Here is a 13,741-nt window from a genome sequence, read left to right on the forward strand (position 1 = left end):
AGAATTAGATGATTATGTTCATTGGTTTAATCATATCAGAATTCACGGAACACTTGGGTATTTAAGCCCTATTGAATATAAAAATGAACACCTTAAAAAAGTTGTCTAGTTTAGTGTTGACATACCATTTACTCTGTATCACCTTCGGCAGAAAGGGCTTTGTTTTGTCATGCAAACTCACCCAGTGATACCTAGCCTCATATGAAGTTCGTGTTCCTCAGACCGGAAGTTTGCCGCTCGCTTCCTTCAGATTCCGCGTCACCACGGACACCCTTGCGTTAAGCTAACTGCTACTTCTGCCTTCGCAGCTCGGGACTTTCACCCTATAGATTACACCCATGCCGGGCGCACATGAAAAGAAGCCAGAGTTTGCTGGCTTCTTTTCATTCTTCATTTAAGAAATGAATAACTCTGTCATATGTTTTTTCATTTCCAATTACGAGGAGTACATCCCCTTCCTGAATTAAAGCATAAGGTCCTGGAGAAATAATTAATTCCCCTCCTCGTTTGATACCAATGACGGTACCACCTGTATTTTGCCAAAATTTCACCTCTGAAATAGTTTTTCCTATATGTATACAATTAGGGAGAATTTCTACTTCAATTGGCGCCAAAGGATTGGTGTGTCGAAGTTGCCCTGAATAATCCAATATTCTACTTAACACTTCAAATAGCTGTTCATCCAGTTTACGTCTTTCCGATATTAAAGCATTCATTTCTTTTTGAAGATCTTTAATGCTAGCAAGATTTGTAAAGCGAGATATATACTTATAGGCATTTTCGCGAGAAGCGATAATGATACCACTACCTTTGGTAGAACGAACAATTTCCACATCTTCCAATATTTTAATTGCCCTCCTGACCGTTTCCGGGGACACTTTATAATCACTCGCGAGCGTAGATCTTCCGTAAATTTTTTCTCCAACTTTAAAATCCCCATTATATATACGATTAGCTAAATCAATTGCTATTCGCTCGTATGTTGGTATTTTCGCCCTTTGCATAGGACACCCCCAAAGATATACCTTTGTTACAAATATGACAATTACAATATACCGCTTTTATTCCAATTTTGCGAGTTCATAACTAATATATATAGCCAATAAAAAATTAGGAAATAATTAGAAGGTAATGGTTGGAATGGAGGATAATAATGAAGAGAATATTGGTAATTACACTAAGCGGAATTTATGTAGTTTTTATGGCCATATTGGCTTTTTACTATTTTAAAAATGGCGAAACCTATAAAGGAACGGTAGCCATAGGAGGAATCGTTTGTGGGGCCATTCCACTCCTACTGGCTTTATTTACAAAACTTCAATTTAATTTACCGTTAGTCATTTCTTATTTAATTTTTCTTGTTGGTTCACAGTATTTAGGTTCCATATTAGGATGGTATCGACTAGGCTGGTGGGATACATTCGTACATTTTATTAGTGGTTTGTTATTAGCATTTGCTGCTATTGCTTTATATGAAAGGATGATTCATCGAGAAGCAGGAAGTGAAATTTCTCCTTGGATTATCTTTTGGTTCACCCTCTCGTTTGCCGCATTAGGAGGTGTTCTATGGGAAGTTTATGAATTTAGCTGTGACCAATTTTTCGATATGACCTTGCAGGGTGGTGGAAATGAAGATACGATGATTGATCTTATATCAGACACGGCAGGAGGCTTAGTAATCGCAATTGGGGCCGAAATTAGAACAAAGTTGAAACGAAAATCAAAAAAGCAATTCCCGAAAACAGACTAAAAAAGCAGCCGAATGGGCTGCTTTTTCATTTATTGATTCTATACCATAACAGGGACAAAAAACTCATTGTATAATGCTTGAACGGCTTTCTTCTCGTCAATTTCTTTTACACCAAACATCATACTGACTTCTGATGACCCTTGATTAATCATCTCAATATTGACATTCACCTTTGCTAGGGCTTTTGATGCTCTTGCCATTGTACCGATATTATGACGCATTCCTTCGCCTACGACCATGATTAAGGCAAGTTTGTGTTGAATTAAAACTTGATCCGCATGTAATTCGGTTTTAATCCTATCAATAATCTGTTCTTCCATTTCTTTATCAAATTGATTTTCTCTTAAGATTACAGAAATATCATCAATACCCGATGGAGTGTGTTCGTAGGAAAGACCGAAATCTTCTAAAATCCCTAAAAGTTTACGTCCAAATCCAATTTCTCTATTCATTAAGTATTTGCTAACATAGATACTGCAAAAGCCTTTATCACTAGCAATTCCAATTACCGGGCCATTCGTATTATTGCGCTCAGCAACAATTTTTGTACCTTGTGCAGTCGGATTATTTGTATTTTTTATTTGAACAGGGATACCTGCACGGAATGCCGGTACAAGTGCCTCGTCATGTAAAACACTGAATCCCGCATAAGATAGCTCTCGCATTTCCCGATATGTAATTTCCTTTATTTCCTTCGGCTTTTCAACGATAGATGGATTGACGGAATAAACAGCATCTACATCTGTAAAGTTTTCATAAAGTTCCGCTTTCAACGCATTAGCGAGAATGGATCCAGTAATATCTGAGCCACTACGTGAAAATGTATAGACATCCCCTGCCTTGCTATAACCGAAGAAACCTGGAAATACTAAAATTCCTGAATGCCACCGCAATGAAGAAAGACTTTCGTAGGCTTCGGGTAGGACCTGTGCATTCCCTGGTTCGTCACTAACAATTAGGCCAGCTTCTTTCGGATCGATGTAATGTGCTTCTACTCCCATTTTTCGGAAAAAGGCTGCCACCAATTTTGCGTGATTGTCTTCCCCACTTGCCTTCATTCTGTCCATATAGCGGTCCGGTTTGCTTTTGTCACCATTCAGTCTTTCAGTTAAATCCAATCGAATTTCTTGTATGATTTCTCTCGGTAGCGATAATTCTTCAGTAATATCTTGATATCTAGCGATGACAGCTTCCAATGCTTGATCCGTTTTTTCATTCTTTAAACTTTTTTCGGCACATTCAATTAATAAATCCGTTACTTTTATGTCTTCAGCAAACCTTTTCCCTGGAGCTGAAACAACAACCACTTTTCGCTCGGGATCTGATACTACAATATTAAATACTTTCTTAAGTTGAGCGCCGGAAGCTAATGATGAGCCCCCAAATTTTACAACCTTCATTTCTACATCTCCCATTACCAAAAATTTAATCTTAATTTTATTACAATTTGAAAAATTATCAAGTGTTTTTTCTTTTTATATGGACATTTGTTCTTCTGTAATAGACAAATACTTTTCAAAAATAATAAAAGTAACTAAATAAATCCACTGTTCAATACAGTCCGAATCATTCTTTGATAATTTCAATAAAATTTGATAGAATTCGCGCAGTTAATCCCCATATGACTTTATCTTCAAATTTAAAAAAATACTCTTCCATAACTCTTGGACGCCATTTATAATTTTTTCCACCAGTGATTAATTCGAACGGAAAATTTTCCTCTGGTTCAATTTTAAATTCAACTTGATATATTTCTGGTTTATTTTCCAAAAAATAGGGTAATGGAATGGTGAAAACCTCTTCGACCTCCGAAGGATTAGGTTGTATATTTCCTGGAGCATGTAAAAATCCAACATATGGATAAATCATCATTCCAAAAGGGGAAATCATATAATCCAATGGATATATTTCAGAAATATCCTTTTCGCTTATCCCAAGTTCTTCCTTTGTTTCTCGAATCGCTGCTGTTTTTTCGTCCTTATCCCGCGGATCCATTTTTCCACCAGGAAAACAAATTTCACCTGGCTGCCGCTTTAACTGCAGCGATCTGACTTCAAACAAAACATGGATGTCATTATTTTTTTTAATTAGTGGTACCAAAACGGCGTATTTAGAAAAATGTTTATGTCCTAATATCTCAGGAGTATGTGCCGCTAATTTGGTCAAGATCCTTTCCATGCTTTCACCTCCAATGATACTTTTTTTCAAAAAAATTCTTTTATTTTTACAATTATACAAAAAACAATCCAACTTGGTTGGATTGTTTGTCATTTTATTGGTACGAATTTCAAAATATATGTTGTTTCGAACTATTATTTAGAAAACGTTAAGTCAATATCGCCCGGTCATTTACCATTTGCGTGCCACGAATTCGCTTAAATTCTTCAAGCAATCCTTCAATGGTCAGGTTTTTCTTTTGTTCTTCATCTACCTCTAAGATAATTTGGCCTTTATCCATCATGATTAATCGATTCCCTAAATCAATTGCTTGCTGCATATTATGTGTCACCATTAAGGTGGTAAGCTGATATCGTTCAACAATTTCCTTTGTCAGGTTCGTTATTAATTCTGCTCTTGAAGGATCGAGGGCAGCAGTATGTTCATCAAGTAGTAAAATGGAGGGTTCTGTAAAAGTTGCCATTAATAACGATAATGCCTGTCGTTCACCCCCGGATAAAAGACCCACCTTTGCGCTTAGACGGTTTTCCAGGCCAAGATGCAAGGTTTCCAAAGCCTCCTGAAAATATTGACGCCTTTTCTTTGTAACTCCTCTTACAAGTTTTCTTGTTTTGTTTCTTGTATAAGCCATCGCCAAATTTTCTTCAATCGTCATACTTGGGGCAGTTCCTGCCATCGGGTCTTGAAAAACACGCCCAATCATTTTAGAACGTTGAAATTCTGCCATATTGGTAACATTTTGGCCATCAATAAACACTTCTCCCATATCCGGGACCAATCCACCGGATATGATATTCATTAAAGTTGATTTACCTGCCCCATTACTACCAATCACCGTAACAAAATCCCCTTTTTGTAAGGAAAGGTTTACATGATTAAGTGCAATTTTTTCATCAGGCGATCCTTCATTAAAAATTTTATAAATCTGATTTAATTGAAGCATATCGTCCCCCCTCCCGTTGTAGCTTCTCCACTCTTTTCCGTGCTTTTCGCTTCTTCTCTTTATACCGCTCAATGACCTTTGGAGTAGTTAAAGCAAAGATGACTATGACAGCCGTTATCAACTTCATATCTCCTGGATCCAAAAAATCTATTCTTAAAGCCAGCGATACAACGATGCGGTAGATAATTGCTCCCCCAATGACAGCAATAGTTGTTCTTGCAATTGTTTTTGTCCCAAACAAAGTTTCTCCAATGATGACGGAGGCCAAACCGATTATGATCATTCCAATTCCCATGCTAACATCTGCAAAACCTCCGTGCTGAGCAATCAATGCACCTGAAAATGCGACTAATGCATTGGATAGTCCCAGTCCAACAATCGTTAATAAATTGGTATTAGCTGAGAAACTACGGATCATTTTCTTGTTATCACCTGTTGCTCGAATGGCAAGACCAACTTCGGTTTGGAAAAACCAATCATTCAAAAATTTAATGACAAAAGTAACAACTAACATGAACAAAAGTATTCCCCATGTTTCAGGCAGACTGTCTCCTAACCCAACCGATATCAGTATGTCATTAAAAATGATATTGATTCCCCAGCTTTCTGATATACCACTAATTTTCATAAATATTGTTTCTTCATTTAATAAAGGGATGTTGGAGCGCCCCATAATCCGAAGATTAATAGAGTAAAGAGCAATCATCATTAAAATTCCAGATAAGAGATTATTAATTTTTCCAAATGTATGCAACAGCCCTGTCATACAGCCTGCAATAAAGCCGGCTATGAGCGCTGTAATCGTGGCTACAAATGGATCGGTACCACCTATTATCAATACAGCTGCAATGGCACTACCAGTTACAAAGCTGCCGTCAACTGTTAAATCTGGGAAATCAAGTATACGAAAGGATAGGTAGACCCCCAGTGCCATAATCGCATAGATGATTCCCGTCTCGATAGACCCAAATATGGATGTAAACATCGTTTTCATCCTTTCATATCAATTATTTAAAACATGCCTTTGGTTAGGCTATATGTATTTTGAGAGTCAATACACATTTAATTGACTCCCTCAAGTGTATTATTCTTCGCCTTCATAAAACTCTCCAAGTTGGCTCCATTCTTCTTTCACTTCTAAACCTTGATCTTTGGCAGCAGCTTTATTAATAACCAATTTCAAACTTTTTGGTAGTTCCACTGGAATATCAGAAGCTTTCTTTTTGCCTGTTAAAATATCCGCTGCCATTAAACCAGATTGATATCCGAGATCAAAATAACTAAATCCGCTGGCAGCTACCGCACCTTTCTTCATCGAATCAAGTTCTCCAACAAACAAAGGTATTTTTTTACTTCTTGCTACACCAATAACAGAATCTAGAGCCGTAACAACTGTATTGTCTGTTGGTATGTAAATCGCGTCTACCCGTCCGACTAATGATTCTGCAGCTTGTTTCACTTCAGATGTATTGGATATAGATACTTCTACAAGCTTGGCATCCTTTTCTTCAACTATTTTCTTTACTTCTTCTACCTGTACAACAGAATTTTGCTCACCGGAGTTATAAATCACTCCAATATTTTTTGCCTTTACCTCATCAGTGATAAAATGAATCGTTTTCTTTGTTGCTTCTGGATGGTTATCAGTCGTACCAGTGATATTTTTCCCTGGTTTATCTAGGGCTTTAACCAAACCAGCACCAACTGGGTCTGTTACGGATGTAAAAATGATTGGAATATCCTTTGTAGCATTTAATGCAGCAATCGCACTTGGTGTTGCATTGGCAAAAATTAAATCCACCTTATCCCCAACAAAATTTTGGGCGATTGATTGTGTATTGTTCTGATCTGCTTGTGCATTTTGTTCATCAAAATCAGCTTTAATTCCTTTATCTTTTAACGCCTTTTTAAAACCTTCTGTTGCAGCATCCAATGATGGGTGTGGAGCAAACTGGGAAATTCCTACTTTAAAAGTTTTATCCTCCCCTTCTTTTACCGATTCATTAGATGATTCTTTACTCCCGCAGCCTGCCAAAATCAGCATTCCTGCTAATGCGATGGAAATACCTTTTAATTTCATTAATTTTTATCCCCCTTATTTATAATTTTTTAAAAATTAAATATTTTAAAAATAATTCTAGTGTTTTCCTAGTCTAAAAGCAATAGAAATAAAGAAAATATTTTTCTACTTTAAAGCGTCTATGCCATAAAACTTCATAAATCTTACAATCACATGTCTGTGCTTAGGGGGGATTGATCTCCTCTCAAAAATGCTTGTTTTATAATTGTGTGTTGCACAATTCACCGAAGCCTTCTTTAGAATATGCTCCAACTGAGATCAATGAAACACAATAGGCTTAGATAACTAATCAGAAAACGAGTCACAAAAACATTTGCTTCTAACCATTCTCGAAGTCAAAAATATCTATTCCTTACATAAAAAAAATGCCTTCTGTAAGACAGAAGGCATTGAAAAAAAACTTAATATTCATTTGAATACAAAAATAAGATATTACCAATCTTTCGTTTTATCCAGCAGTTGGTCAATCTCAACGATTTTTACATTTAAGTGATTTTTTTCAAATATTAGGTTTTGTGTATCTTCTAGTAAACTATCGATATCAATTATCATCATTGTCCTAACAACCTCCCGAATCCATTTGACTCCCCTTTGTTACATCATTCGCTCGTTATTATTCTATTTATGGGGGTTTTCCTAAAATGAATGATAATTGAAACATAAAACAATGTTTTATTTAATTATAATGATATATTTTTACATTTTTCAGACGTTCGACAAACTCCAATTAGAATTCCGGATTTTCTAACTTCACCATAAAATGTTACAAGTTACAAAATGCCTTTTTTTACCCTTTCTATTATCTGCCCATACTTAAGGACATGCTTTTACATAAATTAAAGTAGTTCATTGTAGGGAGGTGAATAGGTATGAGCTACGAAAGAAACAATAGCAGCTTTGTGCTAATTGTAGTTTTATTTATTTTGTTGATCATTGTAGGTTCTTCCTACGGAGGTTACTATTAATCAAATACTATGATTCAGTCTTATTTGATGAAACACACTACCTCCTGACAGAAGCGCCAGAAATGGCGCATTTTCTGGTTTCGTAAACAATAGACACAAAAAAGCTGTGCATTATGCACAGCTTTTTTCAATTCGTATTGGTCGTTTCAGTTTCTTTTTTACTATCAGAGGTTTTATCTCCTTTTGATGATTTCGGTCCTAAATATTCATAATCATTTGGATTTATCGGAGTAAAACCAGCAGGCTTATAAAAACGAAGCAAATCTTTATAAACAATTTCATCTGACATTTGCAATTCAGTATTTACACTTTCTGCGATATTTTTACATACCGTTGTATCCTCTAACAAATCACCTGTATGGGAATCATAACAATTTCCTTTCACCTGGATAACCTCTGGTGAGACAAAATCACCATTTCTAAATAATGCCCAGTTACGATGATTTTTTGATAACAAATCTGAGCCGAATTCCAAATAATCTTTTGTATCAATCCCTAACAGATGAAGAACAGTTGGCCTCACGTCTACTTGCCCGCCAAATTGCTTTTGAACGCCACCTTCTACACCTGGTATGTGAATAAATAAAGGAACTCGCTGTAGATTAGCACTTATAACCGGTGTAATTTCTTCTACACCTAAAACCTTTGCCATCGCTTCATTATGATTCTCAGAAATTCCATAATGATCCCCATACAAGACAATCATCGTATTTTCATATAGCCCTGCTTCTTTAAGATCATTAAAAAATTGTTGTAATGCCTGATCCATATAATGAGCTGCCTGGAAATATTGGTCCACAACCTTATTTCCTGTATCACCTGCAGGAAAATCAGTATCCTCTGGATCCATTTCAAACGGGAAATGGTTCGATAAAGTAATAAACTTTGTATAGAATGGTTGTTTTAAACTCTTAAGCATAGGGATGGATTCTTCAAAAAATGGAATATCTTTTAATCCATAATTTTTAACATGTTCATCTGTCATATTATAATATTCTGCATCAAAAAAGTAATCGTAACCTAAAGCTTTATACATAACATTCCGGTTCCAGAATGTTTTGTAATTCCCATGGAAAACTGCTGAAGTATAGCCATGGCCTTTTAAAATCGCTGGCAATGCATGATAGGTATTCTGTGCTTTATTGACAAAGACAGCCCCTTGAGCCATTGGATATAATGAATTCTCCATTAAGAACTCGGCATCAGAAGTTTTCCCTTGCCCTGTCTGATGGAATAAATTCTCAAAGTAGAAAGTATTTTTATCACGAACTAATGAGTTTAAAAATGGTGTTACTTCTTGACCATCAGGCATCTTGTAATCTATTAAGAAGCTTTGAGTTGATTCCATGGAAATATAAATCACATTCATTCCCTTTGCTTTTCCAAAATACTCTGGATTGGGTGCATCATAATTAGCTTTCCGATAATTCTCTATTTCGGTAACATCGCTTGAATTAGCTAAAGCACGCTGGCTAGAAGACCGAATATTTTGGATCACATCGTAAATGGTAAAATTATACGCTCCCAAATATTTCACTAAATAGTTTCGGTCAAAGGAACGTGTAAGCAATTGAGGGCGATCCTTTTCAGCCAGCCCTAAATTAAAAAAGAAAATGGTAATGGCAAATAAAAGAGCAATTTTAAAAGATTTTCTATTATTCACTGTTACATTTTTGAATATCGTTAATGCAAGCCAAATTAATACAAAGAAATCAGTAAAATAGAAAATATCAAATGGGGACATTAGAGAAAGAGCACTATCCCCCAATTGTCCAGCATTTGTTTTCGTCTGCATTAATACCGGTACAGTAATAAAGTCATTAAAGAACCGATAATAAGCAATGTTTGCATAAAGTAAAAACGACAATAAGAAATTAGTAATAATCATGGTAAGCTTTGCCCGCTTTTTAAATAATAAAGCGATGCCGAAAAAGAATAGCGCCGAACTCAAAGGGTTAATAAATAACAGAAATTCTTGTAGGTTATTATCTATCCCTAAGTTGAATTCAATCTGGTAAGCGGCATAAGTTTTTATCCAAAATAAAATAACAGCAATTATAAAAAAAGAAATATGACTTTTACTTATTTTTTTCATTTCAAAATTTCTCCTCTCAAACGAACCGCTATTACTATACCACATTTCCAAAAAAAGAAAAACCACTTAATACCAATTAAATATCCACTTATTTTTATGCTTGTTTTAAGTTGGACATGACTCCATTCAACTTCATATGTATATGACGAATACCACTCTATATAGTTTCATCAAATGATGAATTTCATTCTTTCATACTATTTTTACGGATTTTTTTGGAAATCACATTAAAAGTATCATATACAGGAACAATCCTACCTAGCAATCCACATTTAGTCTCATTTTTGGAATGAATGCGATGGTTCATGGTTAACAATAATTAAAGGAATACCATCTAACTAAGGAAAGGGATGAGTTCATATGCCAAGAATGAGGCCGGATTTTACCAAAAGCCCATACTTTGTTGACGAACCAGGAAATTGGCATTTAAAACCTGGTGCACCTAAAGAATTACAAATAGAACTAAAGAACTATTTGAAAAGTTTAGAGGACGATTATCAACCGGGTACTATAAATGGGATACATATTGATTATCCTTTTGAGCGATAAACCAAGATTATTATCAAATGTATAACTATTAAAAGGATAATAATAAATCCTGATTGAAAATCTTCGTTCAATTACAAAATAACAAGAAAACCTAAGGGGGATTAGAAATGAATGCAAACCGTGTAAAGCAGATATTATCTTCTCCAGCAGATATTGAAGTGAAATATAATGGGGTATCTGTTTGGATTGATAAACTTAATGAAGATGGCAAAACAGCAACAGTCCATTTGAGAGGGCCACTAGAAGAGCGGACCATTGTAGACATTAGTGAACTTCAAGAAGATTAAAGTCTAAACGAATCAAATGAAGAAGGCAGGATATTTTTCTCCTGCCTAACAAAATTTTTTTATAAACTTCCCATTCCTAAAGCTTCCCTCTTCACGAACCTTCCATGAGCTTCTCTGTCCATACTACCTGCTTCCTCTTTTCCATAGAAGTATGATTGTCGATAGGTCGCAGTGTCAATATTTTACCTATGGTAGTTTACACTTCATTTCATATATGACTCATTTATTATTTCGCTTTAACTTAAGTTAGCAAATCGTTCAAGGTCACGATTTTCTCCAATTACTACAAGAACATCTCCCTCGTCAATAATTTTATCTGGTGACGGAGATATTGTTAATTCATTATCATTTCGAATGGCAATCACACTAAGATTATACTTCGCTCGTATATCCAGTTCTCTTAGTGTTTTATCTTTCATTTTCTCAGTAGCTCTTACCTCCTCTACACTATAATTCTTTGATATTTCTATAAAATTTAGCACATTGGGAGATAAAAGTTGGTGAGCCACTCGAATTCCCATATCTCTTTCCGGGAAAATCACCCAATCAGCACCTACTTTTTCCAAAACCTGACCGTGTAAATTATTTAGCGCCTTAGCTATCACTTTTTTAACGCCTAATTCTTTCAATAGTAAAACACTTAATATACTAGCTTGGATATCATTTCCAATCGCTACAATTACCGTATCAAAATTACGAATGCCGATTGCTTTTAAGCTTTCAGGATCTGTAGAGTCAGCAATCACTGCGTGTGTAACGAACTCATTTGATTCTTCTACCCTCTCAATATTGACATCAACTCCAAGTACTTCCTGACCAGATTCATATAACCTAGCAGCAACACTTGATCCAAATCTCCCCAGTCCAATTACTGCATATTGCTTTACCATGATGCTACCTCCTTGACTGCGAAAGATTATTCCTTTTTTCTACTTTTTCCATACTGTCAATTATTATTATTTGAATCCTTCCATTAAAAATAATCATTTGAGTGAGGTATCTCACATACAGGTTTATGAAAGATAACTATAATTTTGTGAAGAAAATTTTATTATTTATGGAGTTAGATTAATTTGAGAAATGAAGGGGATAATACATTTTGATTGGATTCAAGGGGGAATTTTGATGAATCAAGGTACAAAACAACTTTATATTCAAACAGGAAGTCTAGTAGCAGGATTTATGGTATGGGTGCTCATTTCTTCACTTATGCCTTATATCAAGACAGATATTCAACTAACTTCCACACAAATCGCTTGGGCAACCGCAGTTCCTGTTATTCTAGGATCGCTATTACGAGTACCAATAGGATATTGGACCAATCGCTTTGGAGCGAGATTATTATTTACTATTAGTTTGATTGTTTTAACTATCCCAATCGTCATTATTAGTATGGCAAATTCATTATTTATGTTAATCATTGGTGGTTTTTTATTAGGTATTGGGGGAGCTTTATTTTCAGTTGGTGTTACATCATTACCAAAATATTATCCAAAGGAAAAACATGGTTTCATCAATGGAATTTACGGAGCTGGTAACATTGGAACAGCGATTACTTCCTTTCTAGCTCCTGTTCTTGCCGATAATTTTGGATGGCGAACAACAGTTAACATCTATTTAATCATTGTTTTAGCTTTTGCCATTATTAACTTTTTTCTAGGTGACCGCAAAGAAAAGAGAGTAAATCATCCATTAACAGAACAAATAAAAAAGGTTTATAAAAATCCCAAGCTTTGGTTTTTAAGTTTGTTTTATTTTATTACATTTGGTTCCTTTGTAGCATTTACCATTTATCTGCCTTCATTTTTGGTGAACCATTTTGAATTAACTAAAGTGGATGCTGGGTTACGTACTGCTGGTTTTATCGCCCTTGCCACAATCTTTCGACCTGTGGGAGGCTGGCTAGGTGATAAAATTAATCCTTTTTTAATTCTCATGGCTGTATTTTTTAGCCTTACCTTTGCAGGATTCCTTTTATCTTTTACACCTTCCTTACCTATCTATTCCTTTGGTTGTTTGTTAGTTGCCTTTTTTGCAGGTATCGGCAATGGAGCAATATTTAAATTGGTTCCACTCTACTTTTCAAAACAAGCAGGAATTGTAAACGGTATTGTTTCCGCAATGGGAGGGCTTGGCGGTTTTTTCCCTCCAATTATTTTAACCATTCTCTTTAACCTTACTGGTCATTATGCTATTGGATTTATGTCACTATCTGAATTTTCTTTAGCGAGTTTGGTTATTGTTGTTTGGCTATATTATCAAGAAAGACTTGATATATCTTCTAAAATTGTAAACCAAGCAGTTGATGGAATATGTGTAACAGATGTAAATGGAACGATACTCCGGGTAAATCCTGCTTTCACAAGAATTACCGGTTATACTCAAGAAGAAGTAATTGGAAAAACGATGAGTGTGCTGCAATCAGGCGAGCACGGTCTAGAATTTTATAAAAAAATGTGGGATAGCTTAATATCAAAAGGCTATTGGGAAGGTTACATCTGGAATAAACGAAAAAATAATGAAATATATAAAGAATGGTTGACAATTACGGCGATAAAAGACGATTCTGGAGAAACAAAGAATTATGTAGGAATGTTTAATGAAGAACATGATAAAAACAAAAATATCTAGCGAAAAGGAGATCTTCATTTTAGAAGATCTCCTTTTTCATGTGCGCCCGGCATGGGTGTAATCTATAGGGTGAAAGTCCCGAGCTGCGAAGGCAGAAGTAGCAGTTAGCTTAACGCAAGGGTGTCCGTGGTGACGCGGAATCTGAAGGAAGCGAGCGGCAAACTTCCGGTCTGAGGAACACGAACTTCATATGAGGCTAGGTATCACTGGGTGAGTTTGCATGACAAAACAAAGCCCTTTCTGCCGAAGGTGATACAGAGTAA

At 35.5% G+C, this 13,741-nt stretch carries 15 protein-coding genes; 6 read left to right on the plus strand and 9 right to left on the minus strand.

All coding sequences use genetic code 11. The features are described from left to right. Positions 1-109, plus strand: a 109-nt coding sequence (locus GZA11_RS14895; protein WP_163182945.1) for an IS3 family transposase, incomplete at its 5' end; no start/stop codon positions are given. A gap of 274 nt (positions 110-383) precedes the next feature. Here GZA11_RS14895 and GZA11_RS14900 read toward each other — a convergent pair. Beyond that, positions 384-1,004, minus strand: coding sequence for a TrkA C-terminal domain-containing protein (locus tag GZA11_RS14900; RefSeq protein ID WP_038535547.1), 621 nt, complete (start codon positions 1,002-1,004; stop codon positions 384-386). Between the two features lie 149 nt (positions 1,005-1,153). Here GZA11_RS14900 and GZA11_RS14905 point away from each other — a divergent pair, with 149 nt between their 5' ends. Beyond that, positions 1,154-1,750, plus strand: a complete 597-nt coding sequence (locus GZA11_RS14905) for a hypothetical protein (protein ID WP_163184297.1) — start codon at positions 1,154-1,156, stop codon at positions 1,748-1,750. 38 nt (positions 1,751-1,788) lie between these two features. Here the strand turns inward: GZA11_RS14905 and GZA11_RS14910 are convergent, their stop codons facing one another. The 6 genes from GZA11_RS14910 to GZA11_RS16940 form a co-directional block, all read right to left on the minus strand. Beyond that, positions 1,789-3,150 (minus strand): aspartate kinase, encoded by a 1,362-nt coding sequence (locus GZA11_RS14910; protein WP_163184298.1) that lies wholly within the window; start codon positions 3,148-3,150, stop codon positions 1,789-1,791. A gap of 166 nt (positions 3,151-3,316) precedes the next feature. Then, the gene (locus GZA11_RS14915; protein WP_163184299.1) at positions 3,317-3,928 is read right to left on the minus strand and encodes an NUDIX hydrolase; all 612 of its coding nucleotides are present in this window, start codon (positions 3,926-3,928) and stop codon (positions 3,317-3,319) included. A gap of 148 nt (positions 3,929-4,076) precedes the next feature. Next, positions 4,077-4,871, minus strand: coding sequence for an ABC transporter ATP-binding protein (locus GZA11_RS14920; protein WP_163184300.1), 795 nt, complete (start codon positions 4,869-4,871; stop codon positions 4,077-4,079). Then, the gene (locus tag GZA11_RS14925) at positions 4,846-5,856 is read right to left on the minus strand and encodes an ABC transporter permease (RefSeq protein ID WP_163184301.1); all 1,011 of its coding nucleotides are present in this window, start codon (positions 5,854-5,856) and stop codon (positions 4,846-4,848) included. Before GZA11_RS14925 ends, GZA11_RS14920 begins: the two co-directional genes overlap by 26 nt. Before the next feature lie 99 nt (positions 5,857-5,955). Continuing rightward, a complete protein-coding gene (locus GZA11_RS14930) occupies positions 5,956-6,951 on the minus strand; it encodes an ABC transporter substrate-binding protein (protein WP_038535562.1) in 996 nt (331 codons plus the stop codon). Positions 6,952-7,383: 432 nt separating this feature from the next. Beyond that, positions 7,384-7,506, minus strand: coding sequence for a hypothetical protein (locus tag GZA11_RS16940; RefSeq protein WP_268926780.1), 123 nt, complete (start codon positions 7,504-7,506; stop codon positions 7,384-7,386). 314 nt (positions 7,507-7,820) lie between these two features. Here GZA11_RS16940 and GZA11_RS14935 point away from each other — a divergent pair, with 314 nt between their 5' ends. Continuing rightward, positions 7,821-7,916, plus strand: coding sequence for a YjcZ family sporulation protein (locus GZA11_RS14935; RefSeq protein WP_081905031.1), 96 nt, complete (start codon positions 7,821-7,823; stop codon positions 7,914-7,916). 127 nt (positions 7,917-8,043) lie between these two features. Here GZA11_RS14935 and GZA11_RS14940 read toward each other — a convergent pair whose 3' ends face one another. Further along, positions 8,044-10,011 carry an LTA synthase family protein gene (locus GZA11_RS14940; RefSeq protein WP_038535564.1) on the minus strand — a complete coding sequence of 656 codons (1,968 nt, stop codon included), beginning with the start codon at positions 10,009-10,011 and terminating at the stop codon, positions 8,044-8,046. Between the two features lie 360 nt (positions 10,012-10,371). On the opposite strand from GZA11_RS14940, the gene GZA11_RS14945 reads away from it, so the two are divergent. Both GZA11_RS14945 and GZA11_RS14950 read left to right on the plus strand, forming a co-directional pair. After that, on the plus strand, positions 10,372-10,560 hold the full coding sequence (locus tag GZA11_RS14945) for a hypothetical protein (RefSeq protein WP_163184302.1): 189 nt from the start codon (positions 10,372-10,374) through the stop codon (positions 10,558-10,560). A 107-nt stretch (positions 10,561-10,667) separates the two neighbouring features. Continuing rightward, on the plus strand, positions 10,668-10,847 hold the full coding sequence (locus GZA11_RS14950) for an H-type small acid-soluble spore protein (RefSeq protein WP_038535567.1): 180 nt from the start codon (positions 10,668-10,670) through the stop codon (positions 10,845-10,847). A gap of 236 nt (positions 10,848-11,083) precedes the next feature. On the opposite strand, the gene GZA11_RS14955 is transcribed toward GZA11_RS14950, so the two are convergent. Next, positions 11,084-11,737 carry a potassium channel family protein gene (locus GZA11_RS14955; protein WP_038535574.1) on the minus strand — a complete coding sequence of 218 codons (654 nt, stop codon included), beginning with the start codon at positions 11,735-11,737 and terminating at the stop codon, positions 11,084-11,086. Between the two features lie 235 nt (positions 11,738-11,972). Here GZA11_RS14955 and GZA11_RS14960 point away from each other — a divergent pair, with 235 nt between their 5' ends. Then, positions 11,973-13,478 carry a nitrate/nitrite transporter gene (locus GZA11_RS14960; protein WP_038535576.1) on the plus strand — a complete coding sequence of 502 codons (1,506 nt, stop codon included), beginning with the start codon at positions 11,973-11,975 and terminating at the stop codon, positions 13,476-13,478. The last annotated feature ends 263 nt before the right edge of the window (positions 13,479-13,741 follow it).

Origin of the sequence: Neobacillus sedimentimangrovi, assembly GCF_010614825.1 — a bacterium.
Taxonomy (GTDB): Bacteria; Bacillota; Bacilli; order Bacillales; family Cytobacillaceae; genus Neobacillus; species Neobacillus thermocopriae.

Coding starts and splice junctions, on each gene's coding strand:
- GZA11_RS14900 (WP_038535547.1), bottom strand. CDS start 1,004: ATGCAAAGGGCGAAAATACCAACATACGAGCGAATAGCAATTGATTTA.
- GZA11_RS14905 (WP_163184297.1), top strand. CDS start 1,154: ATGAAGAGAATATTGGTAATTACACTAAGCGGAATTTATGTAGTTTTT.
- GZA11_RS14910 (WP_163184298.1), bottom strand. CDS start 3,150: ATGAAGGTTGTAAAATTTGGGGGCTCATCATTAGCTTCCGGCGCTCAA.
- GZA11_RS14915 (WP_163184299.1), bottom strand. CDS start 3,928: ATGGAAAGGATCTTGACCAAATTAGCGGCACATACTCCTGAGATATTA.
- GZA11_RS14920 (WP_163184300.1), bottom strand. CDS start 4,871: ATGCTTCAATTAAATCAGATTTATAAAATTTTTAATGAAGGATCGCCT.
- GZA11_RS14925 (WP_163184301.1), bottom strand. CDS start 5,856: ATGTTTACATCCATATTTGGGTCTATCGAGACGGGAATCATCTATGCG.
- GZA11_RS14930 (WP_038535562.1), bottom strand. CDS start 6,951: ATGAAATTAAAAGGTATTTCCATCGCATTAGCAGGAATGCTGATTTTG.
- GZA11_RS16940 (WP_268926780.1), bottom strand. CDS start 7,506: ATGATGATAATTGATATCGATAGTTTACTAGAAGATACACAAAACCTA.
- GZA11_RS14935 (WP_081905031.1), top strand. CDS start 7,821: ATGAGCTACGAAAGAAACAATAGCAGCTTTGTGCTAATTGTAGTTTTA.
- GZA11_RS14940 (WP_038535564.1), bottom strand. CDS start 10,011: ATGAAAAAAATAAGTAAAAGTCATATTTCTTTTTTTATAATTGCTGTT.
- GZA11_RS14945 (WP_163184302.1), top strand. CDS start 10,372: ATGCCAAGAATGAGGCCGGATTTTACCAAAAGCCCATACTTTGTTGAC.
- GZA11_RS14950 (WP_038535567.1), top strand. CDS start 10,668: ATGAATGCAAACCGTGTAAAGCAGATATTATCTTCTCCAGCAGATATT.
- GZA11_RS14955 (WP_038535574.1), bottom strand. CDS start 11,737: ATGGTAAAGCAATATGCAGTAATTGGACTGGGGAGATTTGGATCAAGT.
- GZA11_RS14960 (WP_038535576.1), top strand. CDS start 11,973: ATGAATCAAGGTACAAAACAACTTTATATTCAAACAGGAAGTCTAGTA.